We start from the raw sequence: 18,433 nt of genomic DNA, 5'->3' as shown, positions 1-18,433 counted from the left end.
GTAGCGATGAGAATGCTCCAGGGTCATAGTAAAAACAGGGCTGACGAATTGGACAAATCATAACACTTCATAAATGGTGTTCGTCTGTCATCGAGGAAATATTTAAATGTGTGTACTGATTATTTGCTGGGCTTGGATTACTAAACGTAATGATAATCTATTTGATATGTTATAACGTAACATTTTATAGTCACGGATAGTCTGTTTTTATTGCCTATGGGATTAGTATGAGTAAATCAAAAAAAGCCTCGGAGCAGTACACAATCGAAACGATTAAATTAGCCTCTGAAGACGAGTATATGAACGATGCGCAACTGGCGTTCTTCAAAGCATTGCTAATTGAGTTGCATGACTCTACACGAGAGAGAATTCAAGAGGCTAAAGATCAAATGTCGAGCCCTGTTGATTCGGCTGACGAAGGAGATCGTGCCTCGTGGGAAGAGCAATGTGCGATTTCTATGCGCATTGTTGACCGAGAGCAAAAGCTACTCCCTAAGATTCAGCAGTCCTTAGAGCGGATTCGGCTGGGCGAGTATGGCTACTGTATTGAATCTGGAGATCCAATCGGTATTCCGCGATTACTTTTAAGACCAACAGCTGAGTACTGCGCAGACGTCAAACAAGCACGTGAAATGCAGGAGCACGTGTTCAGAGATTAGTTAAGCTTGAGAGTAAACGAATGATGGCGCCTCGATGCTTAATCAAAGCATTGGAAGCATTAACTTCCAATGCTTTGATTAAGCAACCACGCAATCACAAACACTTGCGGTAGGGTTAACAGCGGTAAATAGAGTGCTGTTTTCCATGACTTGGTGGTGTCTTTGATGACCATAATTTCGGTGTAATCGGTGGCGACGCCGCCCATCAAAAAACCAAAACTATTACCGGGTGCATTGGCACGAGTCATCAAGTCGGCCGCGATAGGTGTCGAGCCTTCTGAGCAGACCTCAATGATGGTCGCAGCGACTAAGGTCGCAAATAAACCAAGCAAAGTAGGACCGAAGTAATCTTGGAAAAGCTCTAGGCTCACAAAGGCGCGAATAGCAGAAGCGAGCAACACGCCAAACAATATCCATTTGATGATAATGCGTGAGCCATTAATGCCTCCTTGAACAAAGCGTTTAAGAAGCGCTGAATCCCATGACACACCCTTTAGTTGGCGCTTAGCTTCGGGCCAGAATTTGAAATCGGGATCGTAAGGCAGTACGTTCGGGTTGCTTGGGAGTGTTCCGTTTTTTTCAAGTCGATCAAACATCCATCCGGCCGCAATTCCAATGAGCATTGAGAGCAGAATAAAGATGATCGTCCACTCTAAGCCGATTAATGCAATCATGATGATCGTGAGTGAAAGCGAGTTCCATGGGCTAGCGATCAAAAACGCCATGGTTTGCCCAAGGCTTGCGCCTTTTTTACGAAGCTCCATGCCAACCATAAGAATACCGTGACTACACAGATCGAGCAGGACGCCTGCGAAGGTTGCGCGTAATAGGCCTGTAAAGGTTCCGCCTTTACCAAGCATCGATTGCACGAAGCTCTGTGGCACTTGGCTGAGCACTCCGACCATAATCATGCCGAGTACTAAGCCCCACCACATCACATGCATTAAATCGCGTACGCTATGACTGAATGCGCCCAGCCAATGTTCGTGTGAGAGATCTAAAAAACTTGCGCCGTAAAACGCGACCACACCAAGAATAGAACCCCAAAGTAACCAATCTGTTTTATTTGGTTCAGGTGCGCAACAGTTGCTTTGTTCTTCGTCAGCTGGTGGTTTAGAGCCACAGCAAGAACTTGTCGTTTGTTGTGTGTTAGCTTCAGGTTTGGCTGCAGACTTTTCTGCGTTGCCACAGCATGAACTTTTAGTTGTTGGTTCTGATGCTTGATTAGAAGCCGAACCGCAACAGCTTGTTTTCGAATCACTCATTATTCTCCTCCTTACTGCAGAGGGTGTTACTGCTTAGCCCTTCAATAATTGCACACTGGCTGTCGTCGTTGTCATTGCAGCGTGAAGATAGCTGTTCGAGCGATTGCTTCATTTTGCTTAGCGCGGCGATTTGGGAATCTAGTTTCATGAGTTTGTCGGTCACGAAAGCTTTGACATCGCGGCTGTGACGATTCGTATCTCGCAACAAGGCAAGCAGTGCCTTGCATTCATCTAGGGTGAATCCAGTTTGGCGTGCAGACGCCAGAAAATGGAGTTCATCAATCTGTTTGTCGGTGTAAAGACGATAGCCATTCGAAGAGCGCTTGGCACTTACAAGGCCGATGCTCTCATAGTATCTGAGTGTTTTATCGCTTAAGCCTGTTAGCTTAGCCGCTTCACCAATATTCATATTTACACCTATCTCAGTAGTGAGCGTCGGTAAGAATAAAGCTTATAGCTACTGGAAGGTCAAGCGATCTTAGAACGCTTTCTTTTTAATCGAGCGCTAGCCAGAATTTGGCATCTAGTTGCTCGGTTTCGGGCGATAAATCTGGGTTGTGCAGATCAAACTTGATACTGTTTTGGTATTTTTCCAACGGAAACGCTGCTGATGTAACAGGGTGGTTGGTCAGAAAGTCTTGCAGTGCTCCGCTACTTAAGAGAAATTGAAGCCCTTCTTCAACGCGCTTTGCCATTTGGTGCATTTTTGCAGCACCTTCGCTTTGCGCATAAAAGTCCATTGCTTCAAAGCTATGGCAAGAACGGCATGTTTCTGAAGCTTGACTCTCCATCTTATGCCACACCATTTCAGCTAGCTCTTGGCGATGTTCTTCAAACTTTTCTCCAGTATCGATTTTGCCGGTAATGAAATGATGGTAGAGGTCTTTGCCGGCCATGATCTTGGCCCAGAGCATACGGGTAGGGCTTTGTGGTATGTGGCAGTCGGCGCAGCCAGCGCGGATGCCCTCTCGGTTAATAAAGTGATGGGAGGATTGATATTCCTCAAATGGAATATCCCTTTCATGGCAGCTGACGCAAAACTCGGTGGTCGAGGTTGCTTTAATGGCATAAATGCTTGTGCCAGCGAAGATCAGTAATGACAATGCCAACACCTATCAGCCCAAAAATGACGCTTTTCTTGTGTGTCATGATCCCTCTCTTTTCATACCGGTAAAGATTGGAAGCTCAGACTAGTAGATAAAATTTCTTGTATTCGGTTTTTTATTAACGAATTGTTGCTAGAACCTGTTTTTAGAGTGTATTGAACTTTAAGCGTTTTTTTTAATTATTTAGGTAATAAAAAGCCCGAGTACGTCTCCATGCTCGGGCTTTCAAACGCTTTAGGCCTTGGCATTTCAAGGCCTAATTTTTCTAGTCAATGACTAGCCAACAATCTTAAGTGGCACTGCCAAATCTTCAGAAGGTGGTGCGAAAGAAGTTAGGTTAATACCGTCAACCGCTTCTTTGTACTCTTCCAAAGTTGGGAAACGACCAAGAATCGTTGAAAGAACAACCATTGGCGTTGAGCCTAGTAGTGATTCACCTTTCTTCTCAGCAGAGTCTTCTACTACACGGCCTTGGAATAGACGCGTAGAAGTTGCTAGCACAGTATCACCTGCTTCTGCTTTCTCTTGGTTACCCATACATAAGTTACATCCAGGACGCTCAAGGTAAAGGATGTTTTCGTACTTAGTACGTGCTGCTTCTTTTGGATTGTCGTCGTCAAACGTGAAACCAGCGTACTTAGCTAGGATGTCCCAGTCGCCTTCTGCTTTTAGTTCATCAACGATGTTGTACGTTGGTGGCGCAACAACAAGTGGTGCGTTAAACGTAATAGGACCTTTCTTCTCAAGGTTACGAAGCATTGCTGCGATGATTTGCATGTCACCTTTGTGAACCATACAAGAACCAATGAAGCCAAGGTCAACCTGGCGGCCATCGTAGTAAGAAGTAGGACGGATAACATCATGCGTGTAACGCTTAGAGATGTCTTCGTTGTTTACGTCTGGGTCAGCAATCATTGGCTCTTCGATTGCATCTAGGTCAACAACAAGCTCTGCGTAGTACTTCGCGTTGTCGTCTGGAGCAAGTGCTGGAGCTTCGCCAGATTTCACTTCAGCGATACGCTTGTCAGCAAGTGCGATCAAGCCTTTAAGCATCTGTGCTTCGTTGTCCATGCCTTTGTCGATCATGATCTGGATACGTGACTTAGCAAGCTCTAGTGAGCCGATCAAAGTTTCGTTAGTAGAGATACAGATAGACGCTTTCGCCTTCATCTCTGCAGTCCAGTCAGTGAAGGTAAACGCTTGGTCAGCAAGTAGCGTACCGATTTGTACTTCGATAACACGACCTTGGAAAACGTTTTCGCCAGCGAACTTCTTAAGCATTTGTGCTTGAGTCGCGTGTACGATGTCACGGAAGTCCATGTGTGGCTTCATAGAACCTTTAAAGGTTACTTTTACTGACTCTGGGATTGGCATTGCTGCTTCACCAGTTGCCAATGCAATTGCAACTGTACCTGAGTCTGCACCGAACGCTACACCTTTAGACATACGTGTGTGTGAGTCACCACCGATGATAATTGCGCGATCATCTACAGTGATGTCGTTCAATACTTTGTGGATTACGTCAGTCATTGAGTGGTAAACGCCTTTCGGGTCACGTGCAGTGATTACGCCGAATGCGTTCATGAATGCCATCAACTTAGGCGTGTTCGCTTTCGCTTTGTTGTCCCATACAGAAGCAGTGTGACAACCTGATTGGAAAGCACCATCAACATCTGGAGAGATAGTAGAAGCAGCCATTGCTTCTAGTTCTTGGCAAGTCATTGGACCAGTAGTGTCCTGAGAACCAACGATGTTCACTTTAACGCGAACGTCTGAACCAGTATGTAGAGGAGTTTTAGACGTTACGCCAACTGCATTGCGGTTGAAGATTTTTTCAACAGCAGTTAGGCCTTGGCCTTCGTTTGAGATCTCTTTAGATGCTGCGTAAACAACAGGCGCTTCAACACCCAATGTTTCAGCTGCGAATGTTTGAAGCTTCTTACCGAAAGTAACCGCGTAAGAACCGCCAGCCTTCATGAACTCAACTTTCTGAGGCGTGAATGCGTCAGAAACGTCAGAAAGCTCTTCGCTACCGTTGTAAAGCTTCTTCGCTTTTGTATCGATAGTAAGAACAGTACCTGTCGCAACAGAGTATGCTTCTTCTAATACTGGATCGCCGTTTTCATCACGAACAACTTCGCCATTTGCGTCAGTTTTCTTAACCCAGTTTTTAAGGTCAAGACCGATACCACCTGTTACGCCAACAGTCGTCAAGAAGATTGGCGCGATACCGTTAGTACCTGCTACAACTGGACGGTTGTTGATGAATGGAATGTATGGAGAAGTCTTTTCACCAGCCCAAAGTGCAACGTTGTTAACACCAGACATACGTGAAGAACCAACACCCATCGTACCTTTTTCAGCGATAAGCATAACTTTCGCGTTCGGGTGCTTCTTACCAAGCTCAACGATTTCTTGTTGTGCTTCAGGCGTGATCATGCACTGGCCGTGAAGTTCGCGGTCAGCTCGTGAGTGTGATTGGTTACCCGGAGAAAGAAGGTCAGTAGAGATGTCGCCTTCTGCTGCGATGTAAGTAACAACGTCGATTTTTTCTGGGATATCGTCAAGCTTCGTGAAGAACTCTGCTTTTGCATAGCTTTCAAGAATATCTTTTGCGATTGCGTTGCCTGCTTTGAACGCGTCTGCAAGACGTGTTGTGTCTGCATCGTACAAGAATACTTGTGACTTCAATACTTCAGCCGCTGCCGCTGCTTGCGCGTCGTCAGAAAGGGCGATGTCTAGAAGTGCTTCAACAGAAGGGCCGCCTTTCATGTGAGAAAGTTGCTCTAGCGCGAATTCTGGAGAAATTTCTGCAACTGTTTCGTTGCTAAGAGCGATTTCTTTTAAGAAAGCTGCTTTTACGCCTGCCGCTGGAGTAGTACCAGGAAGCGTATTGTAGATGAAGAAGTTTAGAGACGCTTCGCGTTCTGCATTGCCAGTGTCTTTGATTTGGGCAATGATCTCAGATAGCAATTCTGCGCTATCGATTGGTTTTGGGTGTAGACCAAGTTCGTTTTTACGAACTTCGATCTCTGCTAAATAATCTGAATACAAGCTCATTTGAATCTCTCTTCCAAAGTTGAAATTCCAAGGTGTGGACTGAATTTTGGTAAATGTAGTCCACACAAAATTCTTCGAGCGCGATTCTACTGATTTTTAAATTTGTTGTTAAGAATAAACGGTTTGAATACATACAATGTTCGCTATACATTCAGCAAATAGAGATGAACTTGACGACTTTTTACAAACCCAGTGTTTACAAGGGTTTAACTGTAATAAGAATCATTTTTATTTGAGTTTTTTGGGCGGTTTGCACATGGCGATAATGATACAAACTTTGTGCGATATGAGTGACCAACTATGCCTTGCTCGCTATAATCCCTGCGCTTTATTTTGTATGTAGTTTTTAGCATTTGGATGAATAAGTATGACCACTGACGCTTTAGCCGAAATTCATGAATTTCTTGGGTGTGAAACACCGGATCTATGGATTACAAACGCATTGGCCAATCAGGATATCATGCTGATTGATCACGCCCATTGTGAAAAGAAAGCGGCAATGACGGCCTTGAACAACATTCATCGTTACCCTGATGACAACGAACTGCTGAATAAGATGTCGCGATTAGCGCGCGAAGAACTTCGTCATTTTGAACAAGTGCTAAAGATTATTAAAAAGCGCGGCCTGATCTACGGCAAGCTATCTGCTTCGCGTTATGCAAACGGCTTACGTGATCATATGCGTAAGACGGAAACGGAAAAGCTAGTAGATGTTCTTATTATTGGCGCATTCATCGAAGCCCGTTCATGTGAGCGTTTTGCCAAACTTGCGCCGTTCTTAGATGAAGAGCTTAAAGATTTCTATGAGTCTCTATTGAAGTCTGAGGCCCGTCACTACCAAGACTATTTAAAACTTGCGACCAAGTATGCAGGTGAAGATATTTCAGAACGCGTGGCAGAATTCAAAGTCATCGAGGCGGCGTTGATAGAAGAGCCTGATACGGAGTTTCGTTTTCATAGCGGGCCAGTGCACTAAACAATACACCTAATATTCCTCCTAGAAACCTTCTTTTAGTCCTCTTGACCGGTGCTGCCTCTTGCTCTATAAATTCCTTTCTGGAAATTAGATTTTTATATTCTTTCCTTTAAGGAATATTTGTTAGTCCTTTTTATCATTATTTTTCTCGGTATCGCGTCCTTACACTGAGCTCAAGTTGTTAAGAAACGCAGACTTCAGTGGAGAAAAATATGAATGAAACAACACTCGTAAGTAAGAATCTTTTTGGGTTGGCTATGCTCTCTTTGGCGGCATCAAATGTTTATGCCGTCGGCCTACAGGTAACACCTGGGACAGCTGCTTTTGGTACGGCAGGAGTAGGACAAGCGGCTCACGCTTGAGACGCGATGGCTTCTTGGTCAAACTCGGCGAATATGACACAACTAGAAGGTAATCAGGGTGCTGTTGGTGTTGTCGCAGCTGAAACTGATATTAACTTTGAAGCAGAACAACCTAAGGTCGGCCCCGCAAAGAAGGACGGTGGGGATGCCGGCGGGGTTGTTCACATACCATGAGCAGCGTACGTGCATAGTTTGTCTGATGACCTCAAAGTAGGGGTGTCTTTGATGGTGCATTACGGAAACAGTATTGATTATGCCGATGATTGGGCTGGTGCGAATGTCGCGAAGTCTGCCAGCATAGAGAAAATTCAGGTGCAGCCATCCGTTGCCTATCGTGTAACAGATAGTTTGTCATTGGGCGCAGGTATTAACGCAAACTATATCAAGGCTGAGCAAGAGCTAACGGTAATGGGGCAAGATCTTGGCTTAGATGCTGATGATGTCGCGTATGGCTGGACAGCCGGCGCAACGTGGGATCTTAATCAGTCGAATCGTCTTGGATTGGTATATCGCTCAGAGGTCAATGCAGATCTAGAAGGAGATGACAGCCTCAACGGTACAAGCGACTATGCCTCTTTGAACTGGGATAACCCGGCGACAGTCATGTTGAGTGGTTATCACCAAGTCAGTGATAACTCAGCATTTGTATGGGATGTGGGTCGTGTGCTCTACAGCTCTTTTGAAACTACCACTATTTACTCTGAGCTTTTAGGTATGGAGCTAGATATAGATCGTCATTGGCAAGACGCCAATCGATATGCAGTTGGTTGGGAATATGCCTTGAATTCCGATTGGACCTTAAAAACAGGATTTTCTTTAGATGATAGCCCTGTTGATGACCAGTACCGTTCTGCTGATATGCCGCTTGATGAAATCAAACGCTATACCGTTGGTGCGCTCTATAGAGCAACTCCAGAGGTGGATGTGGCATTCGGTTTAGAGTATGCCGATTTGTGAACGCCGAGCGTTGCGCATGAGTCAGGCTTTTTGGCGAGCCCTGCAGGCGAGTACAACAATTCAGCAGTCGCTGGAGCGGTGTCAATAAATTATGAGTTTTAAGCATAAATATGACCGAGGGGTGTTATGAAGTTAGAGAATCTAGCTCGTTGCGATATTAAGTTGTTGGTTGCCTTACAAGTTTTACTTGAAGAGGAGAGCGTGTCTCGCGCCGCTGAGCGCTTGCACGTTACACAATCTGCAATGAGTAAGATGCTCACCCGTTTGTCGGACTTATTTGGCGAAGAACTGTTTTTTCGTGGTACGCAGGGAATTCGCGCAACCGAAAGGGCGCTTGAACTGCAAACACCTTTAAGCGAACTGCTAGAGCAACTAGGCCGACTTGTATCACCACCGGAGTTTGTAGTGAGTGATTGCGATCGAACCTTCAGGATATCTTTGTTAGATAATGTCGCGGCACGCTTATGCCCGCCCTTGTTGGCGCGCTTAGCAGATGAAGCACCCAAAGTGAACATTGAAATGAAGCCTTGGGGGAAAACAAGTTTTGATGATATGGCTAATGGGCAGCTTGATCTTGCACTTAATGTGGTTGAGATCGATAAGGCGAATTTTTATCAACAAGTCCTTAAAGAAATTGATCTCTGTGTTTTGATGAATGTTCGCCACCCTTTGGCAAATAAAAAGCGTTTGTCACTCGATGAATATGTATCTTACCCCTATATCAAAATCATCGTGCCAGAATTCAACGAGAACCATGTGAAGGATGCGCCTATTTTATTTAAACATGGTTTGTCGCGCCGTGTGGCTTTTGAAACAAGCAATATGCACACGGCAATGTCATGCCTAACTAACACAGATTATCTGATGCTTGGTGGGTCTGCAATGAGCGCACAAGCGTTAGCTGAACAAGGTTTAACGAGCGCTTTGTTGCCAGAAGAAATAGAGTTTCCACCTTTTAATTACAAGATGATTTGGCATCAACGGCAAAACAAGCCTGCAGAACACCAATGGTTTCGCTCTTTGGTATTGCGTGAGTTGATGGCGCTGGCACAAAAATAAATATAGAAGTGAGTAAGGAATACTATGAATAAATTTGGCGCAGTACTGTCGTTTTTTATGTTGATGACAGGTGTTGTATACGCAGATTCAAGCACATCTAAACCGTCTATTAACGTCGGCGCTCAAACCCTTCAGCTGCAAGGCAGCGGCATGCGAACTCGTATGTTCATAGATTTATATGTAGGAAGCTTGTATCTCTCTAGTAGCTCTGAGCAGGCGAGTAATATTGTTGAAGACAATGCTCCTATGGCAATTTGTTTAGAAATTGAATCAAGCTTAATTAGTAGTGACAAGCTTCAAGAAGCGACCCGTGAAGGCTTTGAGCAAGCAATTGGTGATATCTCTGCAATGGAGCCAAGAATTGAACAACTTCTCTCAGCCTTTGATGAGCCTATTGATGTTAGCGATACCTTCTTATTGTCTTGGGACCCTGCAAAGTCAGTCATTCAGGTACATCGTAATAACTTTGTTATTTCAGAGGTGCCGGGTTTAGATTTTAAACAAGCATTATTTGGTATTTGGTTGGGCGATTCGCCCGTTCAAGATTCGTTGAAAAATGAGATGCTTGGCTTGTCATCTTAATTCCTCTCGTTTTATCTCGGCACGGCACTAGGTTTTGAGTCTTCCTAGTGGCCAGTGCCTTTTTCTTTCTGGCACACTAGTCTCTCGTGTAAATTGATTGTTGGGTGAGAGCATTATGTGGCTTCAACGTACGATTCGGCTAAAAGCGCAAAAAAGAGGCTTTTATCTCGTTACGGATGAGATTGTTCAGCAAGTACCTGAGATAGCAAACTTCGAAGTCGGGCTTGCACACTTATTCATCAAACATTCTTCTGCGTCTTTATGCATTAATGAAAATGCAGATCCGAGTGTGCGCAGAGACATGGAACGTTACTTCTTAAAGCTTGTTCCCGACGTGGGGCAGGGGAGTTTTGTTTATGAGCACGACTACGAAGGTGCTGACGATATGCCAGCACATATTAAGTCGGTCATGCTTGGATCTTCTCTGACGATTCCGATCACTAATGGGCGTCTTGCTCTAGGCACATGGCAAGGTATTTATCTTGGTGAACACCGTATTTCAGGCGGACCGAGAACGCTCATCACGACCCTGCAAGGTGACTCTTAATCGCCAATAAATCCGCCAGATTGACGTTGCCATAACTGAGCATAAATGCCATTTTTGGCAATCAGCTCTAGGTGCGATCCTTCTTCAACAATACGCCCTTCATCTAGCACGATTAAGCGATCCATCGCGGCGATTGTTGATAAACGATGCGCGATCGCAATAACGGTTTTACCTTCCATTAATTTATAGAGGCTTTCTTGAATCGCAGCTTCGACTTCAGAGTCGAGTGCAGATGTCGCCTCGTCTAAGACAAGAATCGGTGCATCTTTTAATAAGACGCGCGCGATCGCAATACGCTGACGCTGACCACCACTCAGTTTTACACCACGCTCGCCCACGTGGGCTTCGTAACCGGCGCGGCCTTTGACATCACTAAGGTTTTGAATGAACTGATGCGCTTCGGCTTGCTCTGCCGCCGCAATCACCTGTTCTAGAGTCGCCTCGGGTTGGCCGTAGGCAATGTTGTCGCGCACAGAGCGATGCATGAGCGAGGTATCTTGTGTTACCACACCTATTTGCGCCCTAAGGCTTTCTTGTTGAACCGCACTAACGTTTTGCCCATCGACAAGAATTTCGCCTTTCTGAATATCGTGAAAACGCAGCAGAAGATTGATGAGTGTTGATTTACCAGCACCAGAACGGCCAACGAGTCCGATTTTCTCTCCCGCTTTAATTCGCAGAGATAAATCTTTAAGCACTGATTCACCGGCATTGTATTCAAAACTGACCTGATTAAAGTCAATTTGGCCCTTAGCCATCGCAAGCGCGTTTGCATTGTTTTTGTCTTGAATTAGTTTGGGCTGTGAGATGGTATTGATGCCGTCTTGCACCGATCCGATATTCTCAAACAATGCCGACACTTCCCACATAATCCACTGTGACATGCCGTTCAAACGCAAGGCTAAACCAATGGCCACTGCAATCGCACCTGTGCTCACAGAATCAACGGACCAAAGATAAATGGATAAGGTCGCCACCGAAAACAGCAGCAGTGAATTCAGGAACCATACGCTGACATTTAGCTTGGTGACTAAACGCATCTGTGGGTAAACTGTTTGAAGAAAACCATCCATCGATTCGCGTGCATAGTCAGCCTCGCGGTTTGAATGGCTGAATAGCTTAACCGTTGAAATATTAGTGTAGGTATCAACGATGCTGCCGGTCATGGCAGAGCGAGCATCAGCCTGTAAGGTAGAAATTTGTCTTAGTTGCGGAATAAACAGACAAAGTACTCCAACGTATGAAGCAAACCAAAGTAAAAGAGGGATGCTTAGCGTCGGGTCATTCATGGCGAGCACACTGACCATGCCAATAAAATAAACGCTTACATAGAGCAAGACATCGAGCATCTTCATCACAGCTTCCCGCACGGATAACGCTGTCTGCATGACTTTTGTGGCAATTCGTCCAGCAAACTCATCTTGGAAAAAGCCAAGGCTTTGTCCAAGCAAATAGCGGTGTGCATTCCAACGAATGCGCATAGGATAGTTGCCAAGCAAGGCTTGATGAATCACGCTAGAGTGAAGAAGAACGGTGATCGGTAAAACCAAAAGAACAATGACGCCATATCCCGTTAGGGTAGAAGAGTGTTCTTCCCAGAGAGTAGCCGGTGTGCTTGCCGTTAGTAGGTCGACGAGCTCGCCCAAGAAACGAAACAGACTGACTTCCATTACCGCAATGCATGCCGTTAGACATGCCATTATTAAAAGATGCGGAATGACACCACGTGTATAGTGAATGCAAAACGCAACAAGACCTTTGGGTGGTGTTGTTGGTGTGTCAACAGGGAAGGGCTTAACGAGCTGTTCAAAAAAACGAAACATCAAAAATAATTCAATTACGTAAGTTATTATTGGCGTTGGCTAGTATAGTCTTTTGTTCAACTATACTCACTTAAAGATCTTTGGAGACGTAGTATTTGTTACCTTTTATTTCTGAAAAACAGGCACTTATATACGATTGGTTGATGCGTCCGGTAAGTTCAGACAAAAGCTCAATTGAACGATTAGGGCATCGTACGGCTCGTGTATGCTTTGCGATTGTACGAGACATAATGCAAGGCAATGTCTCTTTGCACGCAATGAGCTTGGTGTTTACCAGTATTTTATCCGTTGTGCCGCTCTTAGCGCTGAGCTTTTCATTGCTGCGATATTTCAACGTACAAAATCACTTCCTGCCTGCGATCGAGCATTTTCTCTTACCGATGGGAGAAAAAGGCCAAGAAATTCTGAACTCGATCCTTCAGTTTGTCGACAACGTGAAAGTCGGCGTTCTGGGTGCAGTTGGTCTGGTCTTATTGCTGTACACAGTGGTTTCCCTAGTACAGAAGGTTGAACACGCATTTAATCAAATTTGGTATGTCGCAAGTACGCGCTCAGTTAGTCGTCGTTTGAGCAATTACATGAGCATGATCTTTGTAGGGCCCATTCTGCTGGTGGCTGGTATCTCTCTCGCAAGTGGAGTTTTAGATAGCGCTATTGTGACAAAGCTTCGTCTTGTGGAACCGCTTGGCTTTGTTTTTTCGCTTGTTACCGCGGTTATGCCAGTTGTGGTGTTGATTGCAGCCTTTACTTTTTTTTATACGCTCGTACCGAATACGCGGGTCAAAACTTCTAGCGCCTTAATCGGTGCCATTGTTGCAGGCATTGCGTGGCAAATAGCGGGCAAAGCCTTTACGGCATTTGTGGTGAGTTCGGCGCGCTATGACATGATTTATTCAGGCTTTGCTGTCGGTATCGTTGCTTTGTTGTGGTTGTATGCAAGTTGGTTAATTTTATTACTAGGCTCTGTTATAGCGTTTTATGTTCAGAATGATAATTACATTACACGCTCGCTTGATATGCGCGGGTCACCCATCGCATTAGAGAAAATTGCCTTGCAGGTCATGGTCTCAATTACTCAGGCTCAAGAAAAAAACGGTAAACCGATTAAACAAGCAGAGCTTGAAACAACGCCAAATATTCCGGGCTTATTAATTCGCCAAGTTGTCGAAACACTGCTTAAGAAAAAGCTGATTATAGATGCGGGCTCAGAGGGCGATCGTTTTGTCTTAGCACGCTCTAGTGATTTGATTAGCGTGGCAGATATTTTATCTGCGATTCGAAAATCTCCGCCTATTTATCGCGCTTTTCCACAATCAGGAGCTCAGAAGAATATCGCTGATGTGAGCCAAGTATTAGATGGTTTCATCAAGGAAAAGTTTGCTCAAGTCAGTCTACGAGAACTCGCCGAAGGCAAGGTCGTCCATTAAGTTTCTGCCAATCTAAGAACTCACCGAGCGTTTTCATTCTTTCAATCTATACTCAAATTATCGCGCCTAGAAGAGGCGAAATATTAACGATTGAAAGGATGAATCATGCCATACATTAAAAAGAGTGCCTTGTTTGTTTCAGGCAGCTTTTTCTTTGCAGCACAAGCATTTGCAGGTGCACCAAATTTTATTGATAGTCGCGCGATGGCGATGGGTGGTGTAGGCGTTGCGTCTGCACGTCCTGCTGCGGCAGGCTTTTTTAATCCGGCTTTACTGGCAGTAAAACAGCCTGAAAAACGCGATGGATTTGGCATGTTACTTCCATCAGTAAACGCAATAGCAAGTGATGAAGCTGAGCTTCGCGATGTCGTGGATGACTTCGATGATGATTTCATCAAACCATTTGAAGGTGCGATTACTGACGTTGAAAACAATATTGCGGGCGGTGGTGCAGGCTTAGCCGCTGCTCAAACAGAATTAGCGAATAGAACGCGTGCACTGAACAACGAGCTTCAAAAAATTGATCAAGAACAAGCGCGTGTCGATCTCGGCATGGGTGTGTCAGCGTTGATACCTAGCCAGCGTTTCGGCGCAGGTTTGTTTGTCTCTGGTTCTGCTCGTATTGCAGCAAAAATCAATTACAACGATCAAACCACGCTTGATCAACTAGAAGACCTAGCGCGTAACACCGTGATTACAGACATCGATGATGTTAACGCTCTGTATGACACAGCGAATGACGCGGATCAGTTACAGTCAACCGTGCGCGCCGTTGGTTCAGCATACTCGCAAGTTGGTTTGTCGATGTCGCATAACTTTACGTTTTTTGGTCACGACTATGCGCTAGGCGTGTCACCTAAAATGGTCGATCTACGTGCTTATGACTTTGTAACGAGCGTTGATGAGTTTGAATCTGACGATCTTGAAGATACCAAAGTGAGTGAATCGAAATTCAACCTTGATCTAGGCGTGGCGAGTTTCTTAGATGACGACGAGCAATTATTGGTTGGCCTCTCAGTGATTAACGTTGTGCCAATGGAGATCACCACCAAACCGGGTCGAGACAACACTAACTTGGGTCCGGGTTTTGCACCGCAGGGAATCGATATTGAGCTAAAACCAAAAGTATTGGCTGGTATTTCTTACCAAGGAGCATCTTACGAGTTAGCCGCTGATCTTGAGTTAACCAAAACAGAAGAAGTATTCGGTGAGGGTGATACGCAATACTTGGGTGTTGGCGCAGAATATGATTTGGCAGAGATTTTTCAACTTCGCGCAGGCGCTCGATATAACATTGCTGAAAGTGAAGATGTGCTGCTAACAGCTGGCTTTGGCTTGCGTGCAGCGGGCGTTACGCTAGAACTTGCTGCCTTAGGCAGTACAGATGCAAATACAGTCGGTGCAGGCTTGCAGTTTGGTGTGACTTTCTAAGCCTCAGTTAGCTAAAAGATAAGTCAGAATTTTTATTGTAAGAAACCGCTATTGGGAGACCAATAGCGGTTTTTTTGTACTGAGCATTTGTCGCATTGCCAAGAAAACGAGACCATGTCAGTCTGACACTAGTACTCATAAATCACTCCACTTACAGGAGATGTTGCTCATTCTTATGACCTGTGAGTGAACTTTGTCTTGCCCTGAACCGTAATCATTGCATGCGCCAGAATTGTTTTAGAAAGACACCTTAGCGCGCACGTTCTTGAGGATAAGTGAGCGAGGCGATATGCAAAACGAAGTAAGTTACTCACAGACAATGCCAAACGAACTAAAAATGGAATTGCGTAGCAGCCATGCTGGTGAGATGGGGGCCGTATTTATTTACATCGGCATATTGAGCGCAAGTTGCGATCCGCATGTTCGCGCCTTTGCTCGAGAACACCTTCGCACTGAATACCATCATCTATGTTTATTTGAGGAGCTTATCCATTTGTATCGAGGAAGCTTGGTGCTGCCTCTTTGGGTGATTGCCGGATTCCTGACCGGTTTCCTCCCAGCATTGCTTGGGAGAGATTGGGTGTTTCGTACTATCGAGACAGTGGAGACCTTCGTAGAAGCACACTATCAGTCACAAATTAATCGCTTTGAGGATTTCCCGAATTGGACGCACTTAATTACAATGCTGTCACAATGCCGAGAAGATGAGATGGCTCATCGAGATGATGCGGGCGCGAGAGTGCGCGAACCGGCGAGTCGCCTATGTCAAATTTGGCTCGCTATGGTAGCGCGGGGTTCAGCAGTGGCTGTGTCTATCGCAAAACGAATTTAGGGGCATTTTATCGATGAAAAATTCAGATAGATCTGGTGGTTGTATGCTCTGCGATCGTGTCGTTCCACTAACTTTTCATCACCTTATTCCGAAGAAAGTACATCGCAGAAAACACTATCGTAAACATTTCTTGAAGGAACAATTACAAAGCGGAATTTTCATATGCCGAGCTTGTCATAAGGCTATTCATACACTGTATGACGAGATGACGCTAGCAAAACAACTGAGTTCGCTAGAAGCACTGCAAGCAGATCGTGCATTGATTAAACATGTCCACTGGGTGCGTAAACAGAAAGCATGAGTGAGATAAAGGACACAGAGATATTGCCTCTGATCGACAAGGTATTCGACTTTAACTCTATCTCTCTTGTCGAACTACTAAATTTGCGTGTGCTGCTGCATGATCAAGATCCAATGGTTGATCTTGAGCGGGATTTGAAGGAGCTGTCTCTATATCCCGAGCGCTTAACAGGAAGCTATCAATACGAATGGCTCACCTACTGCAGACGTGCTTTATTTAGTAAGTGCAAAGAGCAAAAATTCTCATCTATTGAAACGCTGAATACTTTTCTGCTCGATTACAAGCATACGTTGGTAAGGTTAGAGCATGTCACCTCGGACACCGAAGTTAAAATTACCCAAACCTTGAGGCTGCTGAATACAGAGAACATACGTTTATTTGAGTCAGCTGCGAGTCGACGAATTCGCGAATTTATCCAATCTTGAGAAGCACGTGTTTCCACCAGCCATAACCTCCGCTGTACTAGTTTTGTACAAGTTGAACTGCGAAATTTGAGCCTCTAATACAAATCCATTTGATACTCATACAGAGTACTTTATCGTCGAGTTTATAAACTCACTGACTCCATAACTAAGAAGATGATGATGAAGACGATGATAGAAAAACATCGCGTCGCTCAGCGGTGCTTTTCGATAGGCCCTGTGTCTGCGGCTTATGAACTCATGGTGGACGCGGGGGAGGTGCGACGAGATGACGCGCAAGTTGCTCTAGCAGCAAAATTAGATGACTTGCATGAGTCTCTTGCCTCGCTCCCGCCAGTACCCTTGCTTACCGACGAGCAGATAGAGAGCAGCCGTTCAAGCAGCAGACCACTGTTACTGGCACGATCTATGGCATCCGCCCAGTCTTTTCTTCGAAAGAAGTTTCATTTATGGTCCTTTGGTCTACCACCTCGGGGGATTTACATTCATGGACCGGTCGGGGTCGGCAAGAGTTTTCTAATGGATCTCTTTTACGCGTCGGTTAATGTTTTTGATGATTCGCGCTGCAATAATGACAGATTCAAACACGCAAAAATTACCAAACGCCGCGTCCACTTTCATGAATTCATGCTAGACGTCCATCATCGAATCTTTGTCTACAAACAGAAGCACCCACGAGGTGATGCGATTCCCATCATTGCGCAGCAATTAGCACAAGAAGCCCAGCTCCTGTGTTTCGATGAATTTCAGGTGACAGACGTTGCCGATGCCATGATTTTGAAAAGACTGTTTTTATTATTATTGGATTGCAATGTCGTAGTCGTGGCCACCTCGAATCGCTCCCCTGATGCCTTATATGAGGGAGGCATTAACCGATCCCTCTTTTTGCCATTCATAGATATGTTGAAACATACGTTCGACATTATTTCGATGGAGGGCTCCACCAAGGATTATCGACTCGAAAATCGAGCGGATGGTCAATCCTATTTTTGGTCAAACAAGGATGTTCAGGGCGATAATAGTAGTAATAACGATATGCAGGCGCAGTTGGAAGAAATATTTGGTGGCACTGCATCCGGAGCTGAGTCTGAGATCATTAAAGTTCGCTTCGGTCGCACCGTCCAGGTCGCCCGATTGAATGACCGGTGCGCCTGGTTTGACTTTTCCGAGTTGTGCTATCAACCGCTCGGTGCAGCCGATTATCTTTCTCTCTGCGACCGATTTCCGGTCCTCATCATGGACAACGTCCCCCAACTGGATGCCAACCATCTCAACGAAGCGCGACGCTTCGTGAACCTCATTGATGCGTGTTATGAATCTCGCACCCGCTTGGTGCTAGCGGCACAAGTCCCACTCGACGAATTATTTGTCGATTTTGAAGCGCAAGTCGAAAGCAGTGATGGGGATGAAGAATTGTTTGTCAGTGATAAGGGGGGAAACTCGAGTTCCTTTGCGACGACCATGATTCGCACCAAAGATGGGGAACATATGGAGTGGTCGGCGACGGGTCTAATTGGCGTGTCACTGGCACAATTTTCGTCCGCCAATGATCTCGCCTTTTCTTTTCGACGAGCCGCGTCTCGATTAGTAGAAATGGGTGGAAAGGAATGGGGGCGCGAATGAC

Annotated in this window: 19 protein-coding genes; 14 read left to right on the top strand and 5 right to left on the bottom strand. The window is 45.3% G+C overall.

Going from position 1 to position 18,433, the window contains the following annotated elements; all coding sequences use genetic code 11:
- Nucleotides 1–227 precede the first annotated feature (227 nt).
- Entirely contained in the window at nucleotides 228–659 is a 432-nt protein-coding gene (locus A3762_RS01870) for a TraR/DksA C4-type zinc finger protein (RefSeq protein WP_068481514.1), read from the top strand.
- A 59-nt stretch (nucleotides 660–718) separates the two neighbouring features.
- Here the strand turns inward: A3762_RS01870 and A3762_RS01865 are convergent, their stop codons facing one another.
- From A3762_RS01865 to A3762_RS01850, 4 genes are all read right to left on the bottom strand, one after another.
- Nucleotides 719–1,924 (bottom strand): permease, encoded by a 1,206-nt coding sequence (locus tag A3762_RS01865; protein WP_068753841.1) that lies wholly within the window; start codon nucleotides 1,922–1,924, stop codon nucleotides 719–721.
- Nucleotides 1,917–2,333 (bottom strand): MerR family transcriptional regulator, encoded by a 417-nt coding sequence (locus A3762_RS01860; protein ID WP_068753839.1) that lies wholly within the window; start codon nucleotides 2,331–2,333, stop codon nucleotides 1,917–1,919. Before A3762_RS01860 ends, A3762_RS01865 begins: the two co-directional genes overlap by 8 nt.
- Nucleotides 2,334–2,418: 85 nt before the next feature.
- On the bottom strand, nucleotides 2,419–3,036 hold the full coding sequence (locus A3762_RS01855) for a NapC/NirT family cytochrome c (protein ID WP_231878696.1): 618 nt from the start codon (nucleotides 3,034–3,036) through the stop codon (nucleotides 2,419–2,421).
- Between the two features lie 270 nt (nucleotides 3,037–3,306).
- Nucleotides 3,307–6,090 (bottom strand): bifunctional aconitate hydratase 2/2-methylisocitrate dehydratase, encoded by a 2,784-nt coding sequence (locus A3762_RS01850; RefSeq protein WP_068753835.1) that lies wholly within the window; start codon nucleotides 6,088–6,090, stop codon nucleotides 3,307–3,309.
- Nucleotides 6,091–6,457: 367 nt separating this feature from the next.
- Between A3762_RS01850 and A3762_RS01845 the strand changes: the two genes are divergently transcribed.
- The 7 genes from A3762_RS01845 (at nucleotide 6,458) to A3762_RS01825 (ending at nucleotide 10,573) form a co-directional block, all read left to right on the top strand.
- Nucleotides 6,458–7,066, top strand: a complete 609-nt coding sequence (locus A3762_RS01845) for a tRNA-(ms[2]io[6]A)-hydroxylase (RefSeq protein WP_068753832.1) — start codon at nucleotides 6,458–6,460, stop codon at nucleotides 7,064–7,066.
- Between the two features lie 212 nt (nucleotides 7,067–7,278).
- Nucleotides 7,279–7,428 carry a hypothetical protein gene (locus tag A3762_RS26280; RefSeq protein WP_156493131.1) on the top strand — a complete coding sequence of 50 codons (150 nt, stop codon included), beginning with the start codon at nucleotides 7,279–7,281 and terminating at the stop codon, nucleotides 7,426–7,428.
- A gap of 6 nt (nucleotides 7,429–7,434) precedes the next feature.
- On the top strand, nucleotides 7,435–7,602 hold the full coding sequence (locus tag A3762_RS26275; protein WP_156493130.1) for a hypothetical protein: 168 nt from the start codon (nucleotides 7,435–7,437) through the stop codon (nucleotides 7,600–7,602).
- 18 nt (nucleotides 7,603–7,620) lie between these two features.
- On the top strand, nucleotides 7,621–8,385 hold the full coding sequence (locus A3762_RS01840; RefSeq protein ID WP_156493129.1) for an outer membrane protein transport protein: 765 nt from the start codon (nucleotides 7,621–7,623) through the stop codon (nucleotides 8,383–8,385).
- A 126-nt stretch (nucleotides 8,386–8,511) separates the two neighbouring features.
- On the top strand, nucleotides 8,512–9,444 hold the full coding sequence (locus tag A3762_RS01835; protein WP_068753828.1) for a LysR family transcriptional regulator: 933 nt from the start codon (nucleotides 8,512–8,514) through the stop codon (nucleotides 9,442–9,444).
- A 24-nt stretch (nucleotides 9,445–9,468) separates the two neighbouring features.
- Nucleotides 9,469–10,026, top strand: a complete 558-nt coding sequence (locus A3762_RS01830; protein WP_068753826.1) for a chalcone isomerase family protein — start codon at nucleotides 9,469–9,471, stop codon at nucleotides 10,024–10,026.
- A 115-nt stretch (nucleotides 10,027–10,141) separates the two neighbouring features.
- On the top strand, nucleotides 10,142–10,573 hold the full coding sequence (locus A3762_RS01825) for a secondary thiamine-phosphate synthase enzyme YjbQ (RefSeq protein WP_068753823.1): 432 nt from the start codon (nucleotides 10,142–10,144) through the stop codon (nucleotides 10,571–10,573).
- Here A3762_RS01825 and A3762_RS01820 read toward each other — a convergent pair.
- Nucleotides 10,570–12,396: an ABC transporter ATP-binding protein gene (locus A3762_RS01820; protein WP_068753821.1), complete on the bottom strand. Its 1,827-nt coding sequence runs from the start codon at nucleotides 12,394–12,396 to the stop codon at nucleotides 10,570–10,572. The genes A3762_RS01825 and A3762_RS01820 overlap by 4 nt on opposite strands.
- Nucleotides 12,397–12,491: 95 nt before the next feature.
- Here A3762_RS01820 and A3762_RS01815 point away from each other — a divergent pair, with 95 nt between their 5' ends.
- The 6 genes from A3762_RS01815 to zapE all read left to right on the top strand — a co-directional run bounded on the left by A3762_RS01815 (nucleotide 12,492) and on the right by zapE (nucleotide 18,432).
- Nucleotides 12,492–13,823 (top strand): YihY/virulence factor BrkB family protein, encoded by a 1,332-nt coding sequence (locus A3762_RS01815; protein WP_068753819.1) that lies wholly within the window; start codon nucleotides 12,492–12,494, stop codon nucleotides 13,821–13,823.
- Between the two features lie 105 nt (nucleotides 13,824–13,928).
- The gene (gene traF / locus A3762_RS01810; RefSeq protein ID WP_068753817.1) at nucleotides 13,929–15,254 is read left to right on the top strand and encodes a conjugal transfer protein TraF; all 1,326 of its coding nucleotides are present in this window, start codon (nucleotides 13,929–13,931) and stop codon (nucleotides 15,252–15,254) included.
- A 289-nt stretch (nucleotides 15,255–15,543) separates the two neighbouring features.
- Entirely contained in the window at nucleotides 15,544–16,086 is a 543-nt protein-coding gene (locus tag A3762_RS01805) for a demethoxyubiquinone hydroxylase family protein (protein ID WP_068753815.1), read from the top strand.
- 13 nt (nucleotides 16,087–16,099) lie between these two features.
- On the top strand, nucleotides 16,100–16,387 hold the full coding sequence (locus A3762_RS01800) for a hypothetical protein (protein ID WP_068753813.1): 288 nt from the start codon (nucleotides 16,100–16,102) through the stop codon (nucleotides 16,385–16,387).
- Entirely contained in the window at nucleotides 16,384–16,812 is a 429-nt protein-coding gene (locus A3762_RS01795; RefSeq protein ID WP_068478155.1) for a hypothetical protein, read from the top strand. Before A3762_RS01800 ends, A3762_RS01795 begins: the two co-directional genes overlap by 4 nt.
- Nucleotides 16,813–16,971: 159 nt before the next feature.
- Entirely contained in the window at nucleotides 16,972–18,432 is a 1,461-nt protein-coding gene (zapE, locus tag A3762_RS01790; RefSeq protein WP_197468939.1) for a cell division protein ZapE, read from the top strand.
- Nucleotide 18,433: the final 1 nt, after the last annotated feature.

The organism is Oleiphilus sp. HI0125 (genome assembly GCF_001635355.1).
Note: the sequence above shows the minus strand (reverse complement) of the source record. Positions and strands in the feature narration are given on the sequence as shown.